Annotated in this window: 21 protein-coding genes and 1 tRNA gene; 10 read left to right on the forward strand and 12 right to left on the reverse strand. The window is 73.0% G+C overall.

Going from position 1 to position 16,234, the window contains the following annotated elements; all coding sequences use genetic code 11:
* A partial coding sequence (locus HUW36_RS10435; protein ID WP_174527951.1) for an RICIN domain-containing protein occupies nucleotides 1–688 on the forward strand: 688 nt, incomplete at its 5' end.
* A gap of 90 nt (nucleotides 689–778) precedes the next feature.
* Here the strand turns inward: HUW36_RS10435 and HUW36_RS10440 are convergent.
* Genes HUW36_RS10440 through HUW36_RS10455 form a run of 4 tightly spaced genes read right to left on the reverse strand, consistent with a single transcriptional unit; the run spans nucleotide 779 to nucleotide 4,410 of the window.
* Complete coding sequence (locus HUW36_RS10440) at nucleotides 779–1,456, reverse strand: response regulator (protein ID WP_174527952.1); 678 nt, start codon at nucleotides 1,454–1,456, stop codon at nucleotides 779–781.
* Nucleotides 1,456–2,640, reverse strand: a complete 1,185-nt coding sequence (locus tag HUW36_RS10445) for a sensor histidine kinase (protein WP_174527953.1) — start codon at nucleotides 2,638–2,640, stop codon at nucleotides 1,456–1,458. Before HUW36_RS10445 ends, HUW36_RS10440 begins: the two co-directional genes overlap by 1 nt.
* A complete protein-coding gene (locus tag HUW36_RS10450) occupies nucleotides 2,633–4,177 on the reverse strand; it encodes a multicopper oxidase family protein (protein WP_174527954.1) in 1,545 nt (514 codons plus the stop codon). The genes HUW36_RS10445 and HUW36_RS10450 overlap by 8 nt, the downstream gene beginning before the upstream one ends.
* Nucleotides 4,177–4,410: a hypothetical protein gene (locus HUW36_RS10455; RefSeq protein ID WP_174527955.1), complete on the reverse strand. Its 234-nt coding sequence runs from the start codon at nucleotides 4,408–4,410 to the stop codon at nucleotides 4,177–4,179. The genes HUW36_RS10450 and HUW36_RS10455 overlap by 1 nt, the downstream gene beginning before the upstream one ends.
* Before the next feature lie 105 nt (nucleotides 4,411–4,515).
* On the opposite strand from HUW36_RS10455, the gene HUW36_RS10460 reads away from it, so the two are divergent.
* The 3 genes from HUW36_RS10460 to HUW36_RS10470 all read left to right on the forward strand — a co-directional run bounded on the left by HUW36_RS10460 (nucleotide 4,516) and on the right by HUW36_RS10470 (nucleotide 7,037).
* On the forward strand, nucleotides 4,516–5,370 hold the full coding sequence (locus tag HUW36_RS10460; protein ID WP_174527956.1) for a helix-turn-helix domain-containing protein: 855 nt from the start codon (nucleotides 4,516–4,518) through the stop codon (nucleotides 5,368–5,370).
* Nucleotides 5,371–5,500: 130 nt separating this feature from the next.
* Nucleotides 5,501–6,445 carry an NADP-dependent oxidoreductase gene (locus tag HUW36_RS10465; RefSeq protein WP_174527957.1) on the forward strand — a complete coding sequence of 315 codons (945 nt, stop codon included), beginning with the start codon at nucleotides 5,501–5,503 and terminating at the stop codon, nucleotides 6,443–6,445.
* Nucleotides 6,446–6,536: 91 nt separating this feature from the next.
* On the forward strand, nucleotides 6,537–7,037 hold the full coding sequence (locus HUW36_RS10470; RefSeq protein ID WP_174527958.1) for a cupin domain-containing protein: 501 nt from the start codon (nucleotides 6,537–6,539) through the stop codon (nucleotides 7,035–7,037).
* A 60-nt stretch (nucleotides 7,038–7,097) separates the two neighbouring features.
* Here the strand turns inward: HUW36_RS10470 and HUW36_RS10475 are convergent, their stop codons facing one another.
* Nucleotides 7,098–7,463 (reverse strand): hypothetical protein, encoded by a 366-nt coding sequence (locus tag HUW36_RS10475; RefSeq protein ID WP_174527959.1) that lies wholly within the window; start codon nucleotides 7,461–7,463, stop codon nucleotides 7,098–7,100.
* Nucleotides 7,464–7,534: 71 nt separating this feature from the next.
* On the opposite strand from HUW36_RS10475, the gene HUW36_RS10480 reads away from it, so the two are divergent.
* On the forward strand, nucleotides 7,535–8,059 hold the full coding sequence (locus tag HUW36_RS10480; protein ID WP_174527960.1) for an SMI1/KNR4 family protein: 525 nt from the start codon (nucleotides 7,535–7,537) through the stop codon (nucleotides 8,057–8,059).
* 293 nt (nucleotides 8,060–8,352) lie between these two features.
* Here the strand turns inward: HUW36_RS10480 and HUW36_RS10485 are convergent, their stop codons facing one another.
* Genes HUW36_RS10485 through HUW36_RS10500 form a run of 4 tightly spaced genes read right to left on the reverse strand, consistent with a single transcriptional unit; the run spans nucleotide 8,353 to nucleotide 10,485 of the window.
* Nucleotides 8,353–8,646, reverse strand: a complete 294-nt coding sequence (locus HUW36_RS10485; protein WP_174527961.1) for a hypothetical protein — start codon at nucleotides 8,644–8,646, stop codon at nucleotides 8,353–8,355.
* Between the two features lie 28 nt (nucleotides 8,647–8,674).
* Entirely contained in the window at nucleotides 8,675–9,772 is a 1,098-nt protein-coding gene (locus HUW36_RS10490) for a WXG100-like domain-containing protein (RefSeq protein ID WP_174527962.1), read from the reverse strand.
* Complete coding sequence (locus HUW36_RS10495) at nucleotides 9,750–10,091, reverse strand: WXG100 family type VII secretion target (protein ID WP_174527963.1); 342 nt, start codon at nucleotides 10,089–10,091, stop codon at nucleotides 9,750–9,752. Before HUW36_RS10495 ends, HUW36_RS10490 begins: the two co-directional genes overlap by 23 nt.
* A 4-nt stretch (nucleotides 10,092–10,095) precedes the next feature.
* The gene (locus HUW36_RS10500) at nucleotides 10,096–10,485 is read right to left on the reverse strand and encodes a YbaB/EbfC family nucleoid-associated protein (RefSeq protein ID WP_174527964.1); all 390 of its coding nucleotides are present in this window, start codon (nucleotides 10,483–10,485) and stop codon (nucleotides 10,096–10,098) included.
* Nucleotides 10,486–10,755: 270 nt separating this feature from the next.
* Here HUW36_RS10500 and HUW36_RS10505 point away from each other — a divergent pair, with 270 nt between their 5' ends.
* Nucleotides 10,756–11,028 (forward strand): antibiotic biosynthesis monooxygenase family protein, encoded by a 273-nt coding sequence (locus HUW36_RS10505; RefSeq protein ID WP_174527965.1) that lies wholly within the window; start codon nucleotides 10,756–10,758, stop codon nucleotides 11,026–11,028.
* A gap of 27 nt (nucleotides 11,029–11,055) precedes the next feature.
* Nucleotides 11,056–11,397: a cupin domain-containing protein gene (locus HUW36_RS10510; RefSeq protein ID WP_174527966.1), complete on the forward strand. Its 342-nt coding sequence runs from the start codon at nucleotides 11,056–11,058 to the stop codon at nucleotides 11,395–11,397.
* Nucleotides 11,398–11,447: 50 nt separating this feature from the next.
* Here HUW36_RS10510 and HUW36_RS10515 read toward each other — a convergent pair.
* Nucleotides 11,448–11,519: transfer RNA gene (locus HUW36_RS10515), tRNA-Lys, on the reverse strand.
* Nucleotides 11,520–11,663: 144 nt separating this feature from the next.
* Between HUW36_RS10515 and HUW36_RS10520 the strand changes: the two genes are divergently transcribed.
* Nucleotides 11,664–12,830, forward strand: a complete 1,167-nt coding sequence (locus tag HUW36_RS10520; RefSeq protein ID WP_174527967.1) for a sensor histidine kinase — start codon at nucleotides 11,664–11,666, stop codon at nucleotides 12,828–12,830.
* The gene (locus tag HUW36_RS10525) at nucleotides 12,827–13,489 is read left to right on the forward strand and encodes a response regulator (RefSeq protein ID WP_174527968.1); all 663 of its coding nucleotides are present in this window, start codon (nucleotides 12,827–12,829) and stop codon (nucleotides 13,487–13,489) included. Before HUW36_RS10520 ends, HUW36_RS10525 begins: the two co-directional genes overlap by 4 nt.
* 10 nt (nucleotides 13,490–13,499) lie before the next feature.
* Here the strand turns inward: HUW36_RS10525 and HUW36_RS10530 are convergent, their stop codons facing one another.
* A complete protein-coding gene (locus HUW36_RS10530) occupies nucleotides 13,500–13,895 on the reverse strand; it encodes a DUF6223 family protein (RefSeq protein WP_174527969.1) in 396 nt (131 codons plus the stop codon).
* A 201-nt stretch (nucleotides 13,896–14,096) separates the two neighbouring features.
* Between HUW36_RS10530 and HUW36_RS10535 the strand changes: the two genes are divergently transcribed.
* Nucleotides 14,097–15,179: an NAD-dependent epimerase/dehydratase family protein gene (locus HUW36_RS10535; RefSeq protein WP_174527970.1), complete on the forward strand. Its 1,083-nt coding sequence runs from the start codon at nucleotides 14,097–14,099 to the stop codon at nucleotides 15,177–15,179.
* A gap of 31 nt (nucleotides 15,180–15,210) precedes the next feature.
* On the opposite strand, the gene HUW36_RS10540 is transcribed toward HUW36_RS10535, so the two are convergent.
* Nucleotides 15,211–16,234, reverse strand: a 1,024-nt coding sequence (locus tag HUW36_RS10540) for a hypothetical protein (protein ID WP_174527971.1), incomplete at its 5' end; no start/stop codon positions are given.

The raw sequence follows: 16,234 nt of genomic DNA on the forward strand, positions 1-16,234 counted from the left end.
GGCGCTGGGTGTGGACGTGGCGTTGACCGAGGTCGACGTCACCAACGCCTCGACGTCGCAGTACGCCGGGTTGACGCAGGCGTGCCTGAACGTGCCGCGGTGCATCGGCATCACGGTGTGGGGTGTGCGGGACAGCGACTCGTGGCGCTCGAACGAGAACCCACTGCTGTTCGACGGTGGCGGCAACAAGAAGGCCGCGTACACCTCGGTCCTCAACGCCCTCAACGCCGCCGGCCCGGCGCCGACCGGCACCGCGACGCCGACCCCGACCACCACGCCGACCACGCCGCCGCCGAGCAACGGCGCCAACCGGATCCTCGGCAACCAGTCCGGCCGATGCATCGACGTGCCCAACTCGTCGCAGACCAACGGCACCCGGGTCCAGCTCTACGACTGCCACGGTCAGACCAACCAGCAGTGGACGTACACCGCCAACAAGCAACTGACGGTGTACGGCGGCAGCCGCTGCCTGGACGCGGCCGGCTCCGGCAACGGCGCGGCGATCCAGATCTACAGCTGCAACGGCCAGACCAACCAGCAGTGGAACGTCAACTCCAACGGCACCATCACCGGTGTCCAGTCCGGCCGCTGCCTCGACGTCTGGGGTACCGGCAACGGGCAGCAGGTCCAGCTCTACGACTGCAACGGGCAGGCGAACCAGCGGTTCCAGCTCGTACCCGTCTCCTGATCCTCGTCCTTGGTGGGGTGACGGACAGGTGGTGGCTCACCGTCGTGGCCGAGGCCGCGACGGTGAGCCGCTGTCGTACCGACCGGTACGTCACCGGAGATCACCGGCCTCGTACATCGCGATCACGATCTGGGCCCGTTCCCGGGCGCCGAGCTTGGCGAGAACCCGGCTCACGTGGGTCTTCACGGTCCAGATGCTGAGGAAGAGCGCGACGCCGATCTCCTCGTTGGTCAGCCCACGGGCGACCAGCCGGGCGATCTGCCGCTCACGGGGGGTCAACAGGTCGACGGCGCGCACGGCGGCGGTCCCGGCACCCGACGTCGGCTCGGGAACAGCCGCCCGGGCCGCGAACCGTTCGATCACCCGGCGGGTCACCGCCGGGTCGAGCAACGCCTGACCGTCGGCGACCAGCCGGATCGCCCGACGCAGATCGTCGGGGGCGACGTTCTTGGTCAGAAAGCCGCTGGCACCCTCCCGCAACGCTCCGAAGACGTACTCGTCGTGGTCGAAGGTGGTGAGCACGATGACGCGCGGCGCCCGGCCCGCCGAATCCGACGCCACGATCCGGCGGGTGGCCGCGATGCCGTCCCGACCGGGCATCCGCACATCCATGAGGACGACATCCGGCCGTAGCTCCGCCGCCAGCCGGACCGCCGAAAGCCCGTCGGTCGCTTCGCCGACCACCACGATGTCGTCGGTCCGATCCAGCAGCGCCCGGAGCCCGGCGCGCACCTCCGGATGGTCGTCGGCGATCACCACCCGCACCATCAGGAGTCCCCCACCGGCAGCCACGCGTCCACCCGGAACCCGCCGCCGTCCGGGCCGGCCTCCAATCGACCGCCCACGCCGCGCGCGCGTTCCCGCATGCCGACGATGCCGTGACCGCCCGGCGGCTGCCCGCCGTCGCCCGGTGCCGAGGTGGACCTGGCAGAACCCGTCGACGCGGCACTCCCACCGCCCGGATCGACGAACCGGAGGTGCAACGCCCCGTCTTCGCGGCGCAGGGTGAGCGACGCCTGTGCGGCACCGGCGTGCTTCAGCGTGTTGGTCAGCGCCTCCTGGGCGATCCGGTACGCCGCCCGGGCCACCGACGCCGGAATGTCGCGCCCCCCGTCGATGTCCACCCGAAGCTCCAGCCCGGCCCGCCGGGCCAGCTCCGGCAACAGGTCCAGGTCGGCGAGCGTGGGCGCGGGCCGCAGCGGGGCCGGGGTGGGGTCGCGCAGCAGGTGGACCGTCCGGGACGTCTCGCGGACAGCCTCGTCGTGTCCGGCCAGCGCCGCGGCGATGGCCGCCCGGCAGGCCTCCGGTTCCGTGCCCACGGTCTCCTCGGCGAGCCGCAGCTGGAGGCCGATCACCACCAGGCTGTGCGCCACCACGTCGTGCAGGTCGGCCGCCACGGACAGCCGCTGCTCGGCCAGCCGCCGCTCGGCCTCCCGCCGCGCCTCCTCGTCGGCCCGGGCCACGCGTCGACGCACCTCCTCGGCCCAACGGCGTCGTTGCCAGACCGCCTCCCCGACCGCCAGGGCCAGGCCGAGCACCACGAGCTCCCGCGCCTCGCCGACGAGCACCCCGAACAGCCACTCCCGCTCGACCAGTACCCGCCACCCGACGTTGGCCGCCGACAACGCCGCCACCAACGGCACCGCCTTGCGCAGGTGGCCCCCGGCGGCCGCACCCAGGAAGGGCAGCAGCAGCGGCCAGGCCGTCCCGATCGCCGGGTATCCGAGCACGTGGTACGCGACGACGGCGGCGGTGGACGCCAGCAGCACGGCCAGCGGACGCCGTCGGCGGACGAGTTGGAGTCCGCCGAGGACCGCTCCGAGAAGCCAGCCGGCCGGGCCGAGCGGAAGCGACGCGGGCTCCTCCGCCAGCGCCGTGACCGCCCACACCGACACCGCGACGGCTGCCGCCAGCGCCGCGTCCCGGCCAGGTCGGCGGGTCTGCTCAGTCATGGTGAGGAGCATTGTGGTCGGCGACCGGCGGCGGCGCGACCACCGTCGGGTCCGTGCCCGGCGGGACGAGGACGAACTGTCCCATCATCCCGGCGTCCTCGTGCGCCAGCAGGTGGCAGTGGAACATGAACGGCCACGTGGGCGACGGGTACGCCCCGAACTGGACGAGCAGCCGGACCTCGGTGTCCGGTGGCACGTACACGGTGTCCTTGCGTCCCCGCCACGCCGCTCCGGGCGGCCGACCCGCGACGTCCAGCACCTCGAACGCGGCGTTGTGGATGTGGAAGTTGTGCGGCGTCCCGACGTCGTTGCGCAGCCGCCAGATCTCGGTGCTCCCCAACGGCACCACCGCGTCGATGCGGGACAGGTCCATGGTCCGGCCGTCGATGAGGAAGTCACCGAAACGCAGCACGCGCTCGCGACGCCCGGCGAGCGGCGGCGCCAGCCGAGGCGGCGCAGGCAGGGCGACCGGCAGGGGTGGAGCCGGACGAAGGGACGGCGCGGCACGCAACTCCAGGATGTCGAACTCGTCGGCGCCGCCGGCCAGTCGGTCGACGGCCAGGTCGGCATCGAGATCCGGCGGGCGGCTCCGCAGCCGGACCCGCTCGTCGGGACGCAACTCCACGAGCAGCTCGGCCCGCTCCCCGGGGCTGAGCCGCAGGTGGTCGACCGGCACCGGCGCCGGCAGCAGACCGTTGTCGCCGGCGACGACGTGGAAGCCCCGACCGTGGTCGAGGACGAAGTCGTAGATCCGCGCGTTCGAGGCATTGAGCACCCGTAGCCGCACCAGCTCGGTACGCACGCCGAGCACCGGCCCCCAGACCCCGTTGACCAGGATCTCCGAGCCCAGCAGGCCGGTGACCGACAGCCCGCCGAAGGCGATGCCGTCCTCGTCGAGCCGGCCCTGCCGGGTGAAGTTCCGGTCCTGCACGATCACCGGGATGTCGTCGACCCCGTAGTCGTCGGGGAGCAGACCGTCGGCCGCGCCGTCGTCCACGTACAGCAGGCCGGCGACGCCACGGTAGACGTGCTCCTTGGTGCGCCCGTGCGGGTGCGGGTGATACCACAACGTCGCCGCCGGCTGGTCCACCCGCCAGGCCGGCTGCCACAGCGCGCCGGGACGGATCATCTGGTGCGGTCCACCGTCGCACTCGGCCGGCAACTCCATGCCGTGCCAGTGCAGGGTGGTCGCCTCCGGGAGGTCGTTGCGTACCCGAGGGGCCAGGACGTCGCCCCGGCTCACCCGTACCGTGGGGCCCAGATGGCTGCCGTTGACCCCCCACGTGTCGGCCTGCCTGCCCGGCAGCAGCTCGGTCCGGCCGCTCTGCAGGCGTAGGTCCACCCGGAGCCGGCCGTCCGCTCCGCGCACCCCGGCGGCCAGCGGCGGAATGGCCAACGGCCGGTCGAACGACACCCGGCCGACGTTGCTGCGGCGCGTGGTGGTCCACACGTAGCCGGCCAGGCCGGCGGCGGGCAGCCCCACCGTCGCCCCGACGACGGCCGTACCCCGCAGGAGCGCCCGGCGAGAGAGGCCCATCACCCACCGCTACCGGCGGACCGTCGGCGAGTCGGCCAGACCGCGATCAGCAGACCCACCGCGATGATCCAGATCGCCAGCCAGGACTCCGGTGCAGGCACCATCCGCGGATCCCGCAGGATCACCCAGATCGGTACGAACAAGCCCCCGAACAACGAGAAGACACCGAACAGCATGACCGCCACCCCGGCCAGGCGGCGCACCGGAACAGCCCGAGATCGACGTTGCGTCATGAGATCGACGCTAGGCCGGTACCGTCCCGCGTCACATCGCTCCGCAGAGCGATCCCGGCCGCCCGCCAGCGGCACTGTCCGGATCACCCAGGCACAATCGGGTGGATGGAACGTCTCGAGTTCGGTGTCGCGGTGCGCCAGTTGCGGGAGAGCACGGTGCCCGCGGCTGTCGGGCTGCCGGTCGGTCGCCGGCGGGTGCAAGGGCTGCGGCGGGAGGAACTCGGCGAGCTGGCGGGGATGTCGGCGGACTACGTACGCCGGTTGGAGCAGGGACGCAGCCATCCGTCCGCCGGAGTGGTGAACGCCATCGCCCGGGCGTTACGGATCGGGCGGGCCGACTACGAGCGGCTCTGCGCGCTGGCCGGGTACGCCGCCGCGGACGGACAGGTGCCGAACGAGGTCGGTCCGGGCGCGATGCGGCTGCTGGAGCGGTTCCCGGACACCCCGATGTTCGTCTCCGACGCGGCGATGAACCTCGTCGCCGTGAACAGCGCGTTCCTGGCCCTGGGGCACTGGAATCTCACCGGGGACCCGTGGGACTGGAACATCGCCTGGCGGACGTTCTGCGACCCGTTCGACGGTTTCCAGCAGTCGGCGGACGACGCGACGGACCACCAGGCGATCCTCGCCGCCCAGCTGAGGAGCACGCTCTTGCGCTACCCCGCCGACGCGTCGCTCGCCGCGCTGGTGGACGAGATGCGGAGCCGGAGCGGCCTGTTCGACGTCCTGTGGCGGGCACCGCGACCGGTGGGCGCCTACGAGAGCAGCGCCGCGTTCGTCCATCCCGATCTCGGCCCCGTCACGCTCGTCGGCAGCCTGCTCGCCATCCCGGGCGACGACCTGGCGGCTCTCATGCTCACCGCCGCGCCCGGCTCGGCCGACGCCGCCCGGCTCACCGAGATCGTCGAGGTCGCCGGTGAGCCGACCATCGTCAAGGTGGGCCAACCTGGCCCAGGCTGACCGCGCCGAATTCTGTGAAGGTCGGTGACGTACCCAGCGACGACGGGTCCGACGGCCGCCTCCGGGCGGCTCCGGTGGAACGGAGCTGGTGCCCATGACGTCGACGGCTCTCACAGAGGCAGGTTCAGCGATGAAGGCAGTGCGTTTCCACGAGTTCGGCGGTCCCGAGGTCCTGCGCTACGAGGACGTCGAGCAGCCCACCCCCGGAGCCGGGCAGGTCCGGATCCGCGTCGCGGCGACGTCGTTCAACGGCGTCGACGGCAACATCCGCGCGGGCTTCATGCAGGGCCCGATCCCGGTGGAGCTGCCGCACACCCCCGGCCTCGACGTGGCCGGCACGGTGGACGCGCTGGGCGACGGCGTGGACGACCTCACGGTCGGTGACCGGGTCGTCGGCTTCCTGCCGATGACGGGAACCGGGGCGGCCGCCGAGTACGTGATCGCGCCGGCGGAGATCCTGACCGGGGCGCCGGGGAACATCCCGCTGGCCGACGCGGCGGCGTTCCCGCTGGTGGGCCTGACCGCGTGGCAGGCGCTGTTCGACCACGGCAAGCTGACCGCCGGTCAGCGGGTGTTGATCAACGGTGCCGGCGGAGCGGTCGGCGGCTACGCGGTGCAGCTGGCCAAGGAGGTCCGTGCCCACATGATCGCCACGGCCAGCCCTCGCAGCGCCGAGCGGGTCACGGCTGCCGGCGCCGACGAGGTGATCGACCACACCGCCTCCGACGTGACCGCGGCGGTGACCGAGCCGGTCGACCTCGTCCTCAATCTCGCGCCCGTCGCCCCGGACCAGCTGGCCGCGCTGGTCACGCTGATCCGGGACGGCGGCGCCCTGGTCAACACCACCGTCTGGATGCCCGCGCCCTCCGACGAGGCGCGCGGCGTGCGCGGCATCGACCTGTTCGTGCGCAGCGACGCCGACCAGCTCGCCGACCTGGCCGCCCGGATCAACACCGGTGAGTTGCGCGTCGAGGTCGCCGAGCGGGTGGCACTGGCCGACCTGCCCGCGCTCCACGCCCGGGCCGGCGCGGGCGAGCTGCCCGGCAAGACCGTCGTCCTCGCGCCCACGGCCTGACACCGCCCGTTCGATCCTCGCGGAGAGCGCCGCCACCACGCTGGCGCCCGCCCGATCGGACCGACCGACCACACCCCAGGAGACGAGCACGATGATTCCCGACGACGACCCCACCCGCTCGCTGACCGTGGCGAACCCCGACGCCCCCGACACGACCTACATCTCCCTGGTGGGCAACACCTACGGCATGTTGATCACCGGTGAGCAGACCAACGGCGCGTACTGCCTGATCGACATGCGCGTCCCCGACGGCGGCGGCCCGCCACCGCACCGGCACGACTTCGAGGAGATGTTCACGATCCTCGAGGGCGAGATCGAGTTCACCTTCCGCGGCGAGAAGCACGTCGTGCGGGCCGGCTCCACGATCAACATCCCGGCCAACGCACCGCACCACTTCCGCAACACCTCCGGTGCGCCGGCCCACATGCTCTGCATGTGCACCCCGGCCGGGCAGGACGAGTACTTCACCCGGATCGGCGACGTCGTCGCGGGCAGGGACGCACCGCCGCCGCAGCTCGCACCGGACGAACTCGCCGAACGCCGCCGCCTGGCCGCCGAGCTGGCCCCGACCTACCGCAGCGAGTTCCTGTAGCTGGTCGTGGCGGTCAGGACCCGTGGTCCGGCCAGCCGGGTGCCACCACGGCCCGGACCGTCACTCCGTCAGCCACGAGTGGGGCTCGACCGACCACGGCTGGCCGGGGCCCTCCCGGTGGGCCACCTGGCCGAGCGGGAGCCCGGCCAGCCCGGCCACTGCCGAGTCCCGCTCGACGACGTGCTGGATGCAGGTGACGACCACGGCACCCGGCTGGTTCGGATCGTTCACGCCGTCGCCGACGATCCACGCGTTGTCGTCGGTGTGGATGACCTCCCGGGCCGGTTCCGCGCCCTCCAGCACGGTGCGTTGCACGACCGCACCGAGGTGGTCCGGGAAGCGGTCGTCGGTGAAGGGGAAGGGCAGGGACCGGAACACCTCGTGCTGGTCGCCGTCCGCGTACGACTCGACTGCGTGATCGTCCACGGCGACACCCTAGACCCGACGGGGCGCGGCACCGGTACGGCGTGTGGGCCGTCGTCGCTAGGGTGCTGCCCGTGGAAGACGACGACCGCGCCCTGCCGGTTGCGCTGAGGGAAGCTCACGAGGTCGGCTTCGACTACCGGGACGGGGACGGGGTCGACTTCGAGCCGTACGACCGCTTCCTGGACGCCGGCGAGACCGCCGAGTGGTGGCGGGCCTGGACCGGGAACGCGGTCCTGGACGGATCCGAGTTCCGGGTGTTCGGGCAGGACGGCACCGGTGGCCTGGCCGCGTTCTGGCTGGTGCGCGCCGGCGAGCCGATCGAGCGGCAGCCGGTGGTGTTCCTCGGCTCGGAGGGCGAGACGTCGGTCGTGGCGCGGGACCTGGGGGCCTACCTGTGGCTGCTCGCCGACGGCTTCGGCCCCTGGGAGGCCACGGCGTACCCCGATCACGACCATCAGCCCCGCGCGGACGCCCGCCTCACCGCGATCGCCCAGCGGTCGGCGGCCACGCGCCGCGCCTCCGCCGAGGAGGTCATCGCGGCGGCGAGGGAGGAGTTCCCCGACTTCGACGAGATGATCGGCGCGTTGTGCCGCTAGGCAGCTCCACGTGACCAGGAGCGGGGCCGGCTTCCAGGCGCGCGACGATCCGCCGGAGCCCGTCCTCGACGGCCACGTCGTCGAGATCGCGCTCGCGACGGCGGGACCACAACCCGATCAGGTCATCCTCGATGGCGCCCAGTTCGATGAGCCGGTCCGCCGCCGCGAGCGCGCTGTCGCGCAACTCGTCCAGGCTTCCGGACCTCGTGGTCCGCTTGTCCGCCAGCACGGTGAGGGTGCACCGCGCCTCGGCGACGATCCCGCGCCCCGCGGCGGACATCGCCGTCGGGGTGTCAGGCCGGCGTCTGCGGCCAGGGCCGCAGCGCCTCCAACCGGGTGCCGAGCCGGCGGAGGAAGTCGCGGAACCCCGCCTCGCTGTGCGGCGTCTCGATCTCGTCGGTCAGCGGACCGTCGTACCGCAGGGCCTGGACGATCGCGTCCGCGTAGGCGTCGGGGCCGGCGCCGAAGTAGCGCCGCTCGACCATGGCGGTGGCCATCTGGCCGGCGTTGTCGTCGTCCAGCTGGGGGGTGAACATCAACCCGTACAGGATCTGGTTGATGATGCCCTTCCAGTCGTCACTGGCCACTCGCAGACACCCTTTCCGATTCCGACAGTCAGTTCAGCCGGGTACGGCCGTCGAAGCCGAAGAGCGGGACGTTGTTGACGCCGTTGCGGCCCAGTTCGTCGGTGACCTGTCGCATGTGCTGCGGAGTCGGCTGGTAGTGCCCACTCGCCGAGGTCACGTACTGCACCTTACCGTCGACCACCGCGATCTCACCGGCCGCGGCGACCGGCTTGCCGTTGCCCAGCGTGGAGTGGTGGAACTTGCCGACCTCCTGGTAGGTCGACGCGTAGATGTTGCCGCGCTCGTCCATCACGAAGATCGCCCGTCCCCCCTCCTGGCTCCAGTGCGTGCTGGCGTTGCGGGTGTCGAACGGCTGCCCGTCCCGGGCACTGCGCATGATGCCGTCCGAGTCGACGTAGACCCGGTGCTGTTCCAGTTGCGCCTCGTCGAGTCGACGTACGGAGCTGGGCCGGAACGGGTTGCCCGGGTGGTCGCCCATGGTCTCGTACCGGTACTTGTCCAGCATCGGCTTGCCCTGGTAGCGGATGTCGCGCAGCGGCCCCGGCACCTTCGGCGGCCGTCCCGGGCCACGGCCCGGCTTACGGGTGAATCGACGGAGCAGCGTCTTCGCGCGCCGGAGCAGCCGGGGAATGATCTCGTTGACGACCCGGTCGATGACTTCCTTGATGATCCGGCGGATGGCGACCCGGGCCACGCCGATCGCGACCGGGATCTGCGCCAGCGACCCGCCCAGCGTGGGAGCGGCAGCCGCCAGGGCCATCGCGACCTGGACCACCACGATGATCAGCTGGACGATCGTGAGGATCTTCTGGGTCAGCGTGATCACGGCCATCACCAGCAGTGCGGCGGCGATCAGCTCGGCGGCCTCGGCGCCGTCCTCGATGCGCCGGGTCGGACCCTCCTCGCCCCGCCACATGGTGTCGAACGCGGTGACGTCCCGGCCCCGGTTGGCGACGCCGACCGTCGCGGCGCCGGCGTTCGCCTCGGCGCCCGCCGCGCGCAGCGTCCCGGCGAAGGCCGTCCACGCCTGGGCGGCCTCGACCAGCAGTTCCTCGTCGGCCTCGGGCCAGGTGAAGCCCACCCAGTTGAGGGCCTCGGCGAGCTCAGGTGGTAATTGCAGGCCCACCGGGCAGCTCCAGTCCCCTGAACAGCGCGGCGTTGTCCATGTCGGTGCGCTCGTGGTCGGTGGCCACGGTGTCGAGCCGCTCGGCCACGTCCATGAGTTGGTCGGCCATCGAGGCGTACGCGTCGAGGGCGTGCTGGAGCACCTCGGTGTAGGCCATCCCGAAGACCGTCCCGGCCTCGTCGCCACCCCACGGATTGCCCGAACCGGTGACCGTGCCCTGGAGCCGCTGCACCTCTCCGGTGAGCCGCTCGCCGCCGCCCCGGATGGTCCGGGCCGCCGAGCGCAGCGCGACGACGTCGACCTCGATTCCGCCGGTCAACCCGTCACCGCCGATCGCGATCGAGTCGACGGACCATCGCGTCCAGATCGCCGATCATCCCGTCGAGCCCTCGCCACGCCTGCTCGGCGACCCCTTCGAGCTGCCGGTGCAGCGCCGCCTGGTCGACCTCACCACCGAGCGCCTCCTGGCGCTGCCGCCGCTCGTCGTCCTGGGCGGCGGTCACGGCCTCCATCACGTACTGGGCGATGGCCGTCGTGCCGGAGCGCAGCAGGGTCGGGTTGATCTCCAGCGACTCCAGCCGCCCGTAGCCGCCGACGACCGCCTCGACCAGGCCGTCCGCGCCCGTGCCGCGCCCGCGAAGCGGGACCTCCTCGACCGGGGACGTCGGATCCGCCGACCGGGTGGGCCCGGTCGCCTGACCAAGCAGACGCATGGCGGCTTCCAGGGAACGGCCGACCGCAGCATGGTCCGTACGCTCTTGATCCGCCATTCGCACCGCCCCGATCTCCGGCTCGACGAGCAACCTGGCGGATCTTACCGACGTGAACGTCCCGGCACGAGCCCGGCCGATATGTCGACAGTGGAGACTCGGTGCTCACGGCCCCGCTGCTCCTCCCTCACCCGCCCCGACCTTGACCTCAACCGAACTCGAGGTCCTACGGTTCCAAGGGCGAGCGTTGTCCCCGGGGTTGAGGAGCCGACAGTGATCGTGACCGTCACCAGGACCACCGACCGCGACCGTTTCCTGGACGTGTTCACCACGGTCGGTGCGGCCAAGCGGCGTGAGCACGGCTGCCGCCGCGCCCAGGTCTTCTTCGATCCCGACGACGCACACCGGGCATGGTCCGTCTTCGACTGGGACGCGGAGGACTATGCCGGGTTCCTCGCGGACCCGGAGATCCCGGCAATCGCCTTGCAGCTCGGGATGCAGGCCCCACCCGTCCACGTCGTCGCCGCGACGGACCTCGACGCCTGACCCGCCCCCCTCGGAAAGGAGTTCGACATGCCTGACCCGTCCGCGCGGGCCCGCCGGTTCGGTTCGACCATCGGCGACGGGGCGACCCCCTTCGGCGACGGAATCCTCGTCGCGTCGGGCTTCCGCGACGAGACCGACCGCTCGATGAGCGCCTATCCGGCGTTCTTCACCGCCGGGGCGCGTGCCGACCTGCCGGCAGCCTATGCGGAAGTCTGGGTGGTGATCAGCGGAGCGATACGAGTGGGCGCCGAAGGTGACGCCGTGACGGCCGGTCCGGGCGACTTCGTGCACGTCCCGAGGCAGGCGCCGGGGACGGTCGAGGCACTGGAAGACACCACCATGGTGTGTGTCTCGGTGCCCGCCCACTGACGCGAGGACGGATCGCAGAACCCCCACCAGGGGTCCTGACCTGCGGTCGGTGGGCCGCCAGGGACTCGAACCCTGAACCTATGGATTAAAAGTCCACAGCTCTGCCATTGAGCTAGCGGCCCGCAGAGCACAGGCTACCCGAAGCCGATCAGCCGGGCGGGCATCGTACGCCGGGCCTTTTCGATCTTGCCGACGCCGCCGGGGACGGCCGCCACGGACGGCGCGCGGGGCCCTCCGGGCCGTACGCGGACGGCTACGCTTCGGCCATGTCGAGCTGGCGGTGGCACGACCGCGCGACGGCGGTGGCCCTGGTGCCGGCAGTCGCGGTGGTGGCTCTGCTCGGCCTGCTGGTGCAGGCGGACGGCGTCGACACCCCGGCCGAGCTGGCCGCGTTGCTGGTGGTGCTGGTCGCCGCCGGCGCGCTGTACGCCCGCCGGCGGTACCCGGTGGCGGTGGGGGCGGTGGCGCTGGTCGCGGTCAGCGCCTACGGGGTGCTGCTGCACCGGCCCGGGCCGGTCATGCTGGTGTTCGTCGTCGCGTTGTACACGGTCGTGGACGAGGGGCACCTCGCCGTCGCGGTGGGGCTCGGCCTGGCCTCGGTCGTCTCCTTCGCGGTCGCCGACAGCTGGACGCGCACCGGCGCCGGTGGGAACGGCGCGACGCTGCTGCACGCCGGGTGGCTGGTCGCGGTGATCGTCGGAGTGACCCGTAACCGCCGGGCCTACCTGGCCGAAATGCGGGCCCGGGTGCGCGCCGCCGAGCAGGGTAAGGAGGAGGAGGCCCGGCGTCGGGCCACCGAGGAGCGGCTGCGGATCGCCCGCGAGCTGCACGACCTGCTCGGTCACCATCTCTCGTCGATAAACGTGCAGGCGAGCGCGGCGCTGCACCGCCCGGACCCGGAACGGGCCGAGGCGGCGCTCACCGCGATCAAGCAGACGAGCAAGGAGACGCTGCGGGAGCTGCGGACGACGCTGGGGATCCTGCGTGCCGAGGCCACGCCGCCGCCCGCGCCGGGGCTGGAACGGCTCTACGAGCTGGTCACCACGGCCGGGCGGTGCGGGTTGGCGATCCGTACCGAGGTGGCCGAGATCCGGCCGCTGCCGGCGGAGGTGGACCTGACGGCGTACCGGATCGTCCAGGAGGCGCTGACGAACGTGACCCGGCACGCGGCGGCGACCACCGCGACCGTCCGGGTCCGGTCGGACCACGACGACCTGCTGGTGGAGGTGGAGGACGACGGCGCCGGCGCCTCGGCCCCGCCCGGGAACGGGATCATCGGCATGGGCGAGCGGGTCCGGGCGCTGGGCGGCTCGCTGACCACCGGCCCTGGGCCGGCCGGGGGTTTCCTGGTGCGGGCCCGCCTTCCGCTGCGGCCGGGCCCGCCGCCGGTCCGGGTGCCGACGGCCCGGCCCGAGCCGGAGGGCGCGACGTGATCCGGGTGCTGCTCGCCGACGACCAGAACCTGGTACGCGCCGGCTTCCGGTCCATCCTCGACGGCGAGGACGCCATCGAGGTGGTCGGCGAGGCCGCCGACGGCGCCGCCGCGGTGCGGCTGGCCCGGCAGCTGCGGCCGGACGTCGTCCTCATGGACATCCGGATGCCGCAGCTCGACGGCCTGGCCGCCACCCGGGAGATCACCTCAGGCGACCACGGCCGGGTGATCATCCTGACCACCTTCGACCTCGACGAGTACGTCTACGACGCGCTGCGGGCCGGGGCGAGCGGCTTCCTGGTCAAGGACACCGAGCCGGCGGAGCTGATCCACGGGGTGCGGGTGGTGGCGCGGGGCGACGCGCTCCTCGCGCCGGCGATCACCCGCCGGCTGATCGCGGAGTTCGCCGCCCGCGCCCGGCACCCGGTACCGGGGCCACGGCTGAACGCGCTCACCGAACGGGAGCGTGAGGTGCTCGTCCTGGTCGCCGCCGGCCTGTCCAACGACGAGATCGCGGCCCGGCTGGTGCTGAGCCCGGCCACCGCGAAGACGCACGTCAGCCGGATCATGACCAAGACCCGGGTCCGGGACCGGGCCCAGCTGGTGGTGCTCGCGTACGAGTCCGGGCTCACCGTGCCCGGCTGGCTCACGTCCTCCTGACCGTCGCGGATCAGGTGGTGCGGCGGGCCCGGGCCGCCGCCCAGCCGCCCAGGCCCGTGCCGACGACCCCCAGCACCACGCCCACGATCGCCCCGGCCCGCCCCTGGCCGTTGCCGAACCCGTCCGAGGTCAGGGCCAGGTGCACGGCGCTGAGCACCAGGCCGACCAGCCCGGCCGCCAGCGCCAGCAGGGCCCGACCCCGCCCGCCCGAGGTCGGGCGGGCCACCGCCAGCCCGCCGATGATCGCGCCGGCCAGGCTCACCGCGGCGAACGTGGTGGCGCCGAACCGTCCGGAGCCGCCGACCCCACCGGCGGCGACCGAGACGTGCGCCGCTGCCGGGGCGGCGGACCAGAGCCCGCCGGCCAGGGCGCCGGCGGTGGTGGCGAGCAGATGACGGACGGGCATCGGAACTCCCTCGGGTCGGGGACGACAGGTACCGCCGGCAGCGTATGGACGGGGCCGCCCCCGGGTCGTCCTGCCGGAGTTGCCGATCGGGTTACCACCCTGGGCGTACGCGCCCGGTCGCCCGTACCCCCGTGGTGGTGGTCCGCGCGAATCCCCGTCGGTGCACGGTTGCTGCCCGGTTCAGCGGGTACCGCACCGGGCATGCGCATCGTGATCGTGGGGGCCACCGGCAACGTGGGGACCGCCGTGCTGCGTCGGCTGCGGCGGGAGGCGGGAGCGGAACTGGTCGGGGTGGCCCGCCGGCTGCCCGGGCCGGACGCCGGTGAGCCGTACGACGACGTGCAGTGGCACTCCTGCGACGTCGGGGCGCCCGGCGCGTCCGACGACCTCGTGCGGATCTTCGCCGGGGCGCGGGCGGTGGTGCACCTGGCCTGGCAGATCCAGCCCAGCCACGACCGGCGCACGCTCTACCGGACCAACGTCGGCGGCAGCCGCGCGGTGATCGAGGCCACCGTCCGGGCCGGCGTCCCCGCCCTGGTGTACGCCTCGTCGGTCGGCACCTACGCGCCCGGCCCGAAGGACCACCCGGTCAGCGAGAACTGGCCGGCGACGGGGGTGGAGACGTCGTCGTACAGCCGGGACAAGGCCGAGGTGGAGGCGCTGCTGGACGGCGTGGAGCGGGAGCACCCGGAGCTGCGGGTGGTCCGGCTGCGGCCGGGGCTGATCTTCCAGCGGGAGGCCGGTACGGAGATCAGCCGCTACTTCCTCGGCCCGCTGGTGCCGGTGCGGCTGCTCCGCTACGGCCGGATCCCGCTGGTCCCGGCGAACCGGCGACTGCGGATGCAGGCGGTGCACGCCGACGACGTCGCCGACGCGTACGCCCGGGCGGTCGTGGGGGACGCGCGCGGCGCGTTCAACGTGGCGGCCGACCCGGTGCTGACGCCGGAGCTGGTGGCCCGGCACTTCCACGGCTGGACCGTGCCGGTGGCGGTGCCGGTGCTGCGCGCGGCGGCGGCGGTGACCTGGCGGGCCCGGCTGCAACCGGTCGACACCGGCTGGGTCGACCTGGCGCTGAACGTGCCGCTGATGTCCAGCGAGCGCGCCGAGACCGAGCTGGGCTGGAAGCCCCGGGTCGACACTGTGACCGCCCTGCGGGACCTGATCGCCGGCATGTCGACGAGGGCCGGCACCGACTCCCCGCCGCTGTCCACGGACCCGACTCTTCCCGGCCGCCCCGCCGCCCTCGCCAAGGGCCACCTCCCCGGCCACCCCAACCCCTACTGACCGCCGAGCGCGAGGCCCGGGAGGACCGGCGTCAGGAGAGGCGGGAGGCGGTGACCGTCGGGGGGCGGGCGCCGAGGAAGAAGATGCCGGGGAAGCCCTTCGTCTCGAAGCCCCGGCTGGGGTTCCGGCGCAGCGTGCTGCCCTCGACGGTCATCGTGCCGGTCCGGTTGTTGCTGACGAAGAAGACCGCGCCGCCGCCCTCGTTGGCGCTGTTGTCCTCGATGACCGTGCCGGCGATCTTGACCGTGAACTCGTTGCCGTCGCAGTAGATCGCGCCGCCGCTGCCGCCACCCGGGGTGCCGCCCCGGGCCGGGTTCGCGCCGGTGCCGACCGCCCGGTTGTCGCGGAAGACGCTGTTCAGCACCGTCCAGGAGACGCCGATGCTGCTCAGCGCCGCGCCGTTGGCGCACACCCCGCCGGTGAAGGTGCTGCTCACCACGTACACCGGCTTGTTCTCGAACTGGCTCAGCACCCGTACCGCGGCACCGCCCAGGTCGGGGCCGGTGCGGTCGCAGCGGTTGTCGACGAACCGCGAGTTGACCACCTTGAACCGCCCGCCCCGGACGAAGATCGCGCCGCCCCCGCCGCCCTCGGCCGTCACGCCCGTGGAGTTGCCGTCGGCGAACGTGAGGTTCTGCACGGTGAGCTGCGGGTGGTCCTGGTTCTGGCAGTGCGAGGTGGTCCAGCCCTGGGCCTGGTCGCAGGTGTTCATGTAGAGGATCCGCCGGCTGCCGCCGCCGCTCAGCGTGACCTTGCCGCCGCCGTCCAGCACGACGCGCGGGCCGTGCGCGTTCACCACCTTGGCGGTGGCCTTCATCGTGATGGTCACCGGCGCCGGGCCGCAGTCGAAGGTGATCACACCGCCGGCCGCGACCGCCTTCACCACCGCCTCGGAGGTGCAGCTCGCCGGCGTGCCACTGCCGACCGTACGGGTCGGGCGCGAGGTGTCCACCGCCCGCGCCTCGGCCGGTACGGCGGCGCGCCCGGTCGGGTTCCCGGCGCGGAACGCGACGGTGGCGGCGCTGGGGCTGGGCTTGGCGCTGCCCAGGCCGGCC

Source organism: Micromonospora maritima (assembly GCF_902825405.1).
In the GTDB taxonomy this organism is placed as follows: domain Bacteria; phylum Actinomycetota; class Actinomycetes; order Mycobacteriales; family Micromonosporaceae; genus Micromonospora; species Micromonospora maritima.

Bases quoted from the DNA above. Each gene is read 5' to 3' on its own strand.
- HUW36_RS10440 (WP_174527952.1), bottom strand. From the start codon at position 1,456: ATGGTGCGGGTGGTGATCGCCGACGACCATCCGGAGGTGCGCGCCGGG.
- HUW36_RS10445 (WP_174527953.1), bottom strand. From the start codon at position 2,640: ATGACTGAGCAGACCCGCCGACCTGGCCGGGACGCGGCGCTGGCGGCA.
- HUW36_RS10450 (WP_174527954.1), bottom strand. From the start codon at position 4,177: ATGGGCCTCTCTCGCCGGGCGCTCCTGCGGGGTACGGCCGTCGTCGGG.
- HUW36_RS10455 (WP_174527955.1), bottom strand. From the start codon at position 4,410: ATGACGCAACGTCGATCTCGGGCTGTTCCGGTGCGCCGCCTGGCCGGG.
- HUW36_RS10460 (WP_174527956.1), top strand. From the start codon at position 4,516: ATGGAACGTCTCGAGTTCGGTGTCGCGGTGCGCCAGTTGCGGGAGAGC.
- HUW36_RS10465 (WP_174527957.1), top strand. From the start codon at position 5,501: ATGAAGGCAGTGCGTTTCCACGAGTTCGGCGGTCCCGAGGTCCTGCGC.
- HUW36_RS10470 (WP_174527958.1), top strand. From the start codon at position 6,537: ATGATTCCCGACGACGACCCCACCCGCTCGCTGACCGTGGCGAACCCC.
- HUW36_RS10500 (WP_174527964.1), bottom strand. From the start codon at position 10,485: ATGCGTCTGCTTGGTCAGGCGACCGGGCCCACCCGGTCGGCGGATCCG.
- HUW36_RS10510 (WP_174527966.1), top strand. From the start codon at position 11,056: ATGCCTGACCCGTCCGCGCGGGCCCGCCGGTTCGGTTCGACCATCGGC.
- HUW36_RS10520 (WP_174527967.1), top strand. From the start codon at position 11,664: ATGTCGAGCTGGCGGTGGCACGACCGCGCGACGGCGGTGGCCCTGGTG.
- HUW36_RS10530 (WP_174527969.1), bottom strand. From the start codon at position 13,895: ATGCCCGTCCGTCATCTGCTCGCCACCACCGCCGGCGCCCTGGCCGGC.
- HUW36_RS10535 (WP_174527970.1), top strand. From the start codon at position 14,097: ATGCGCATCGTGATCGTGGGGGCCACCGGCAACGTGGGGACCGCCGTG.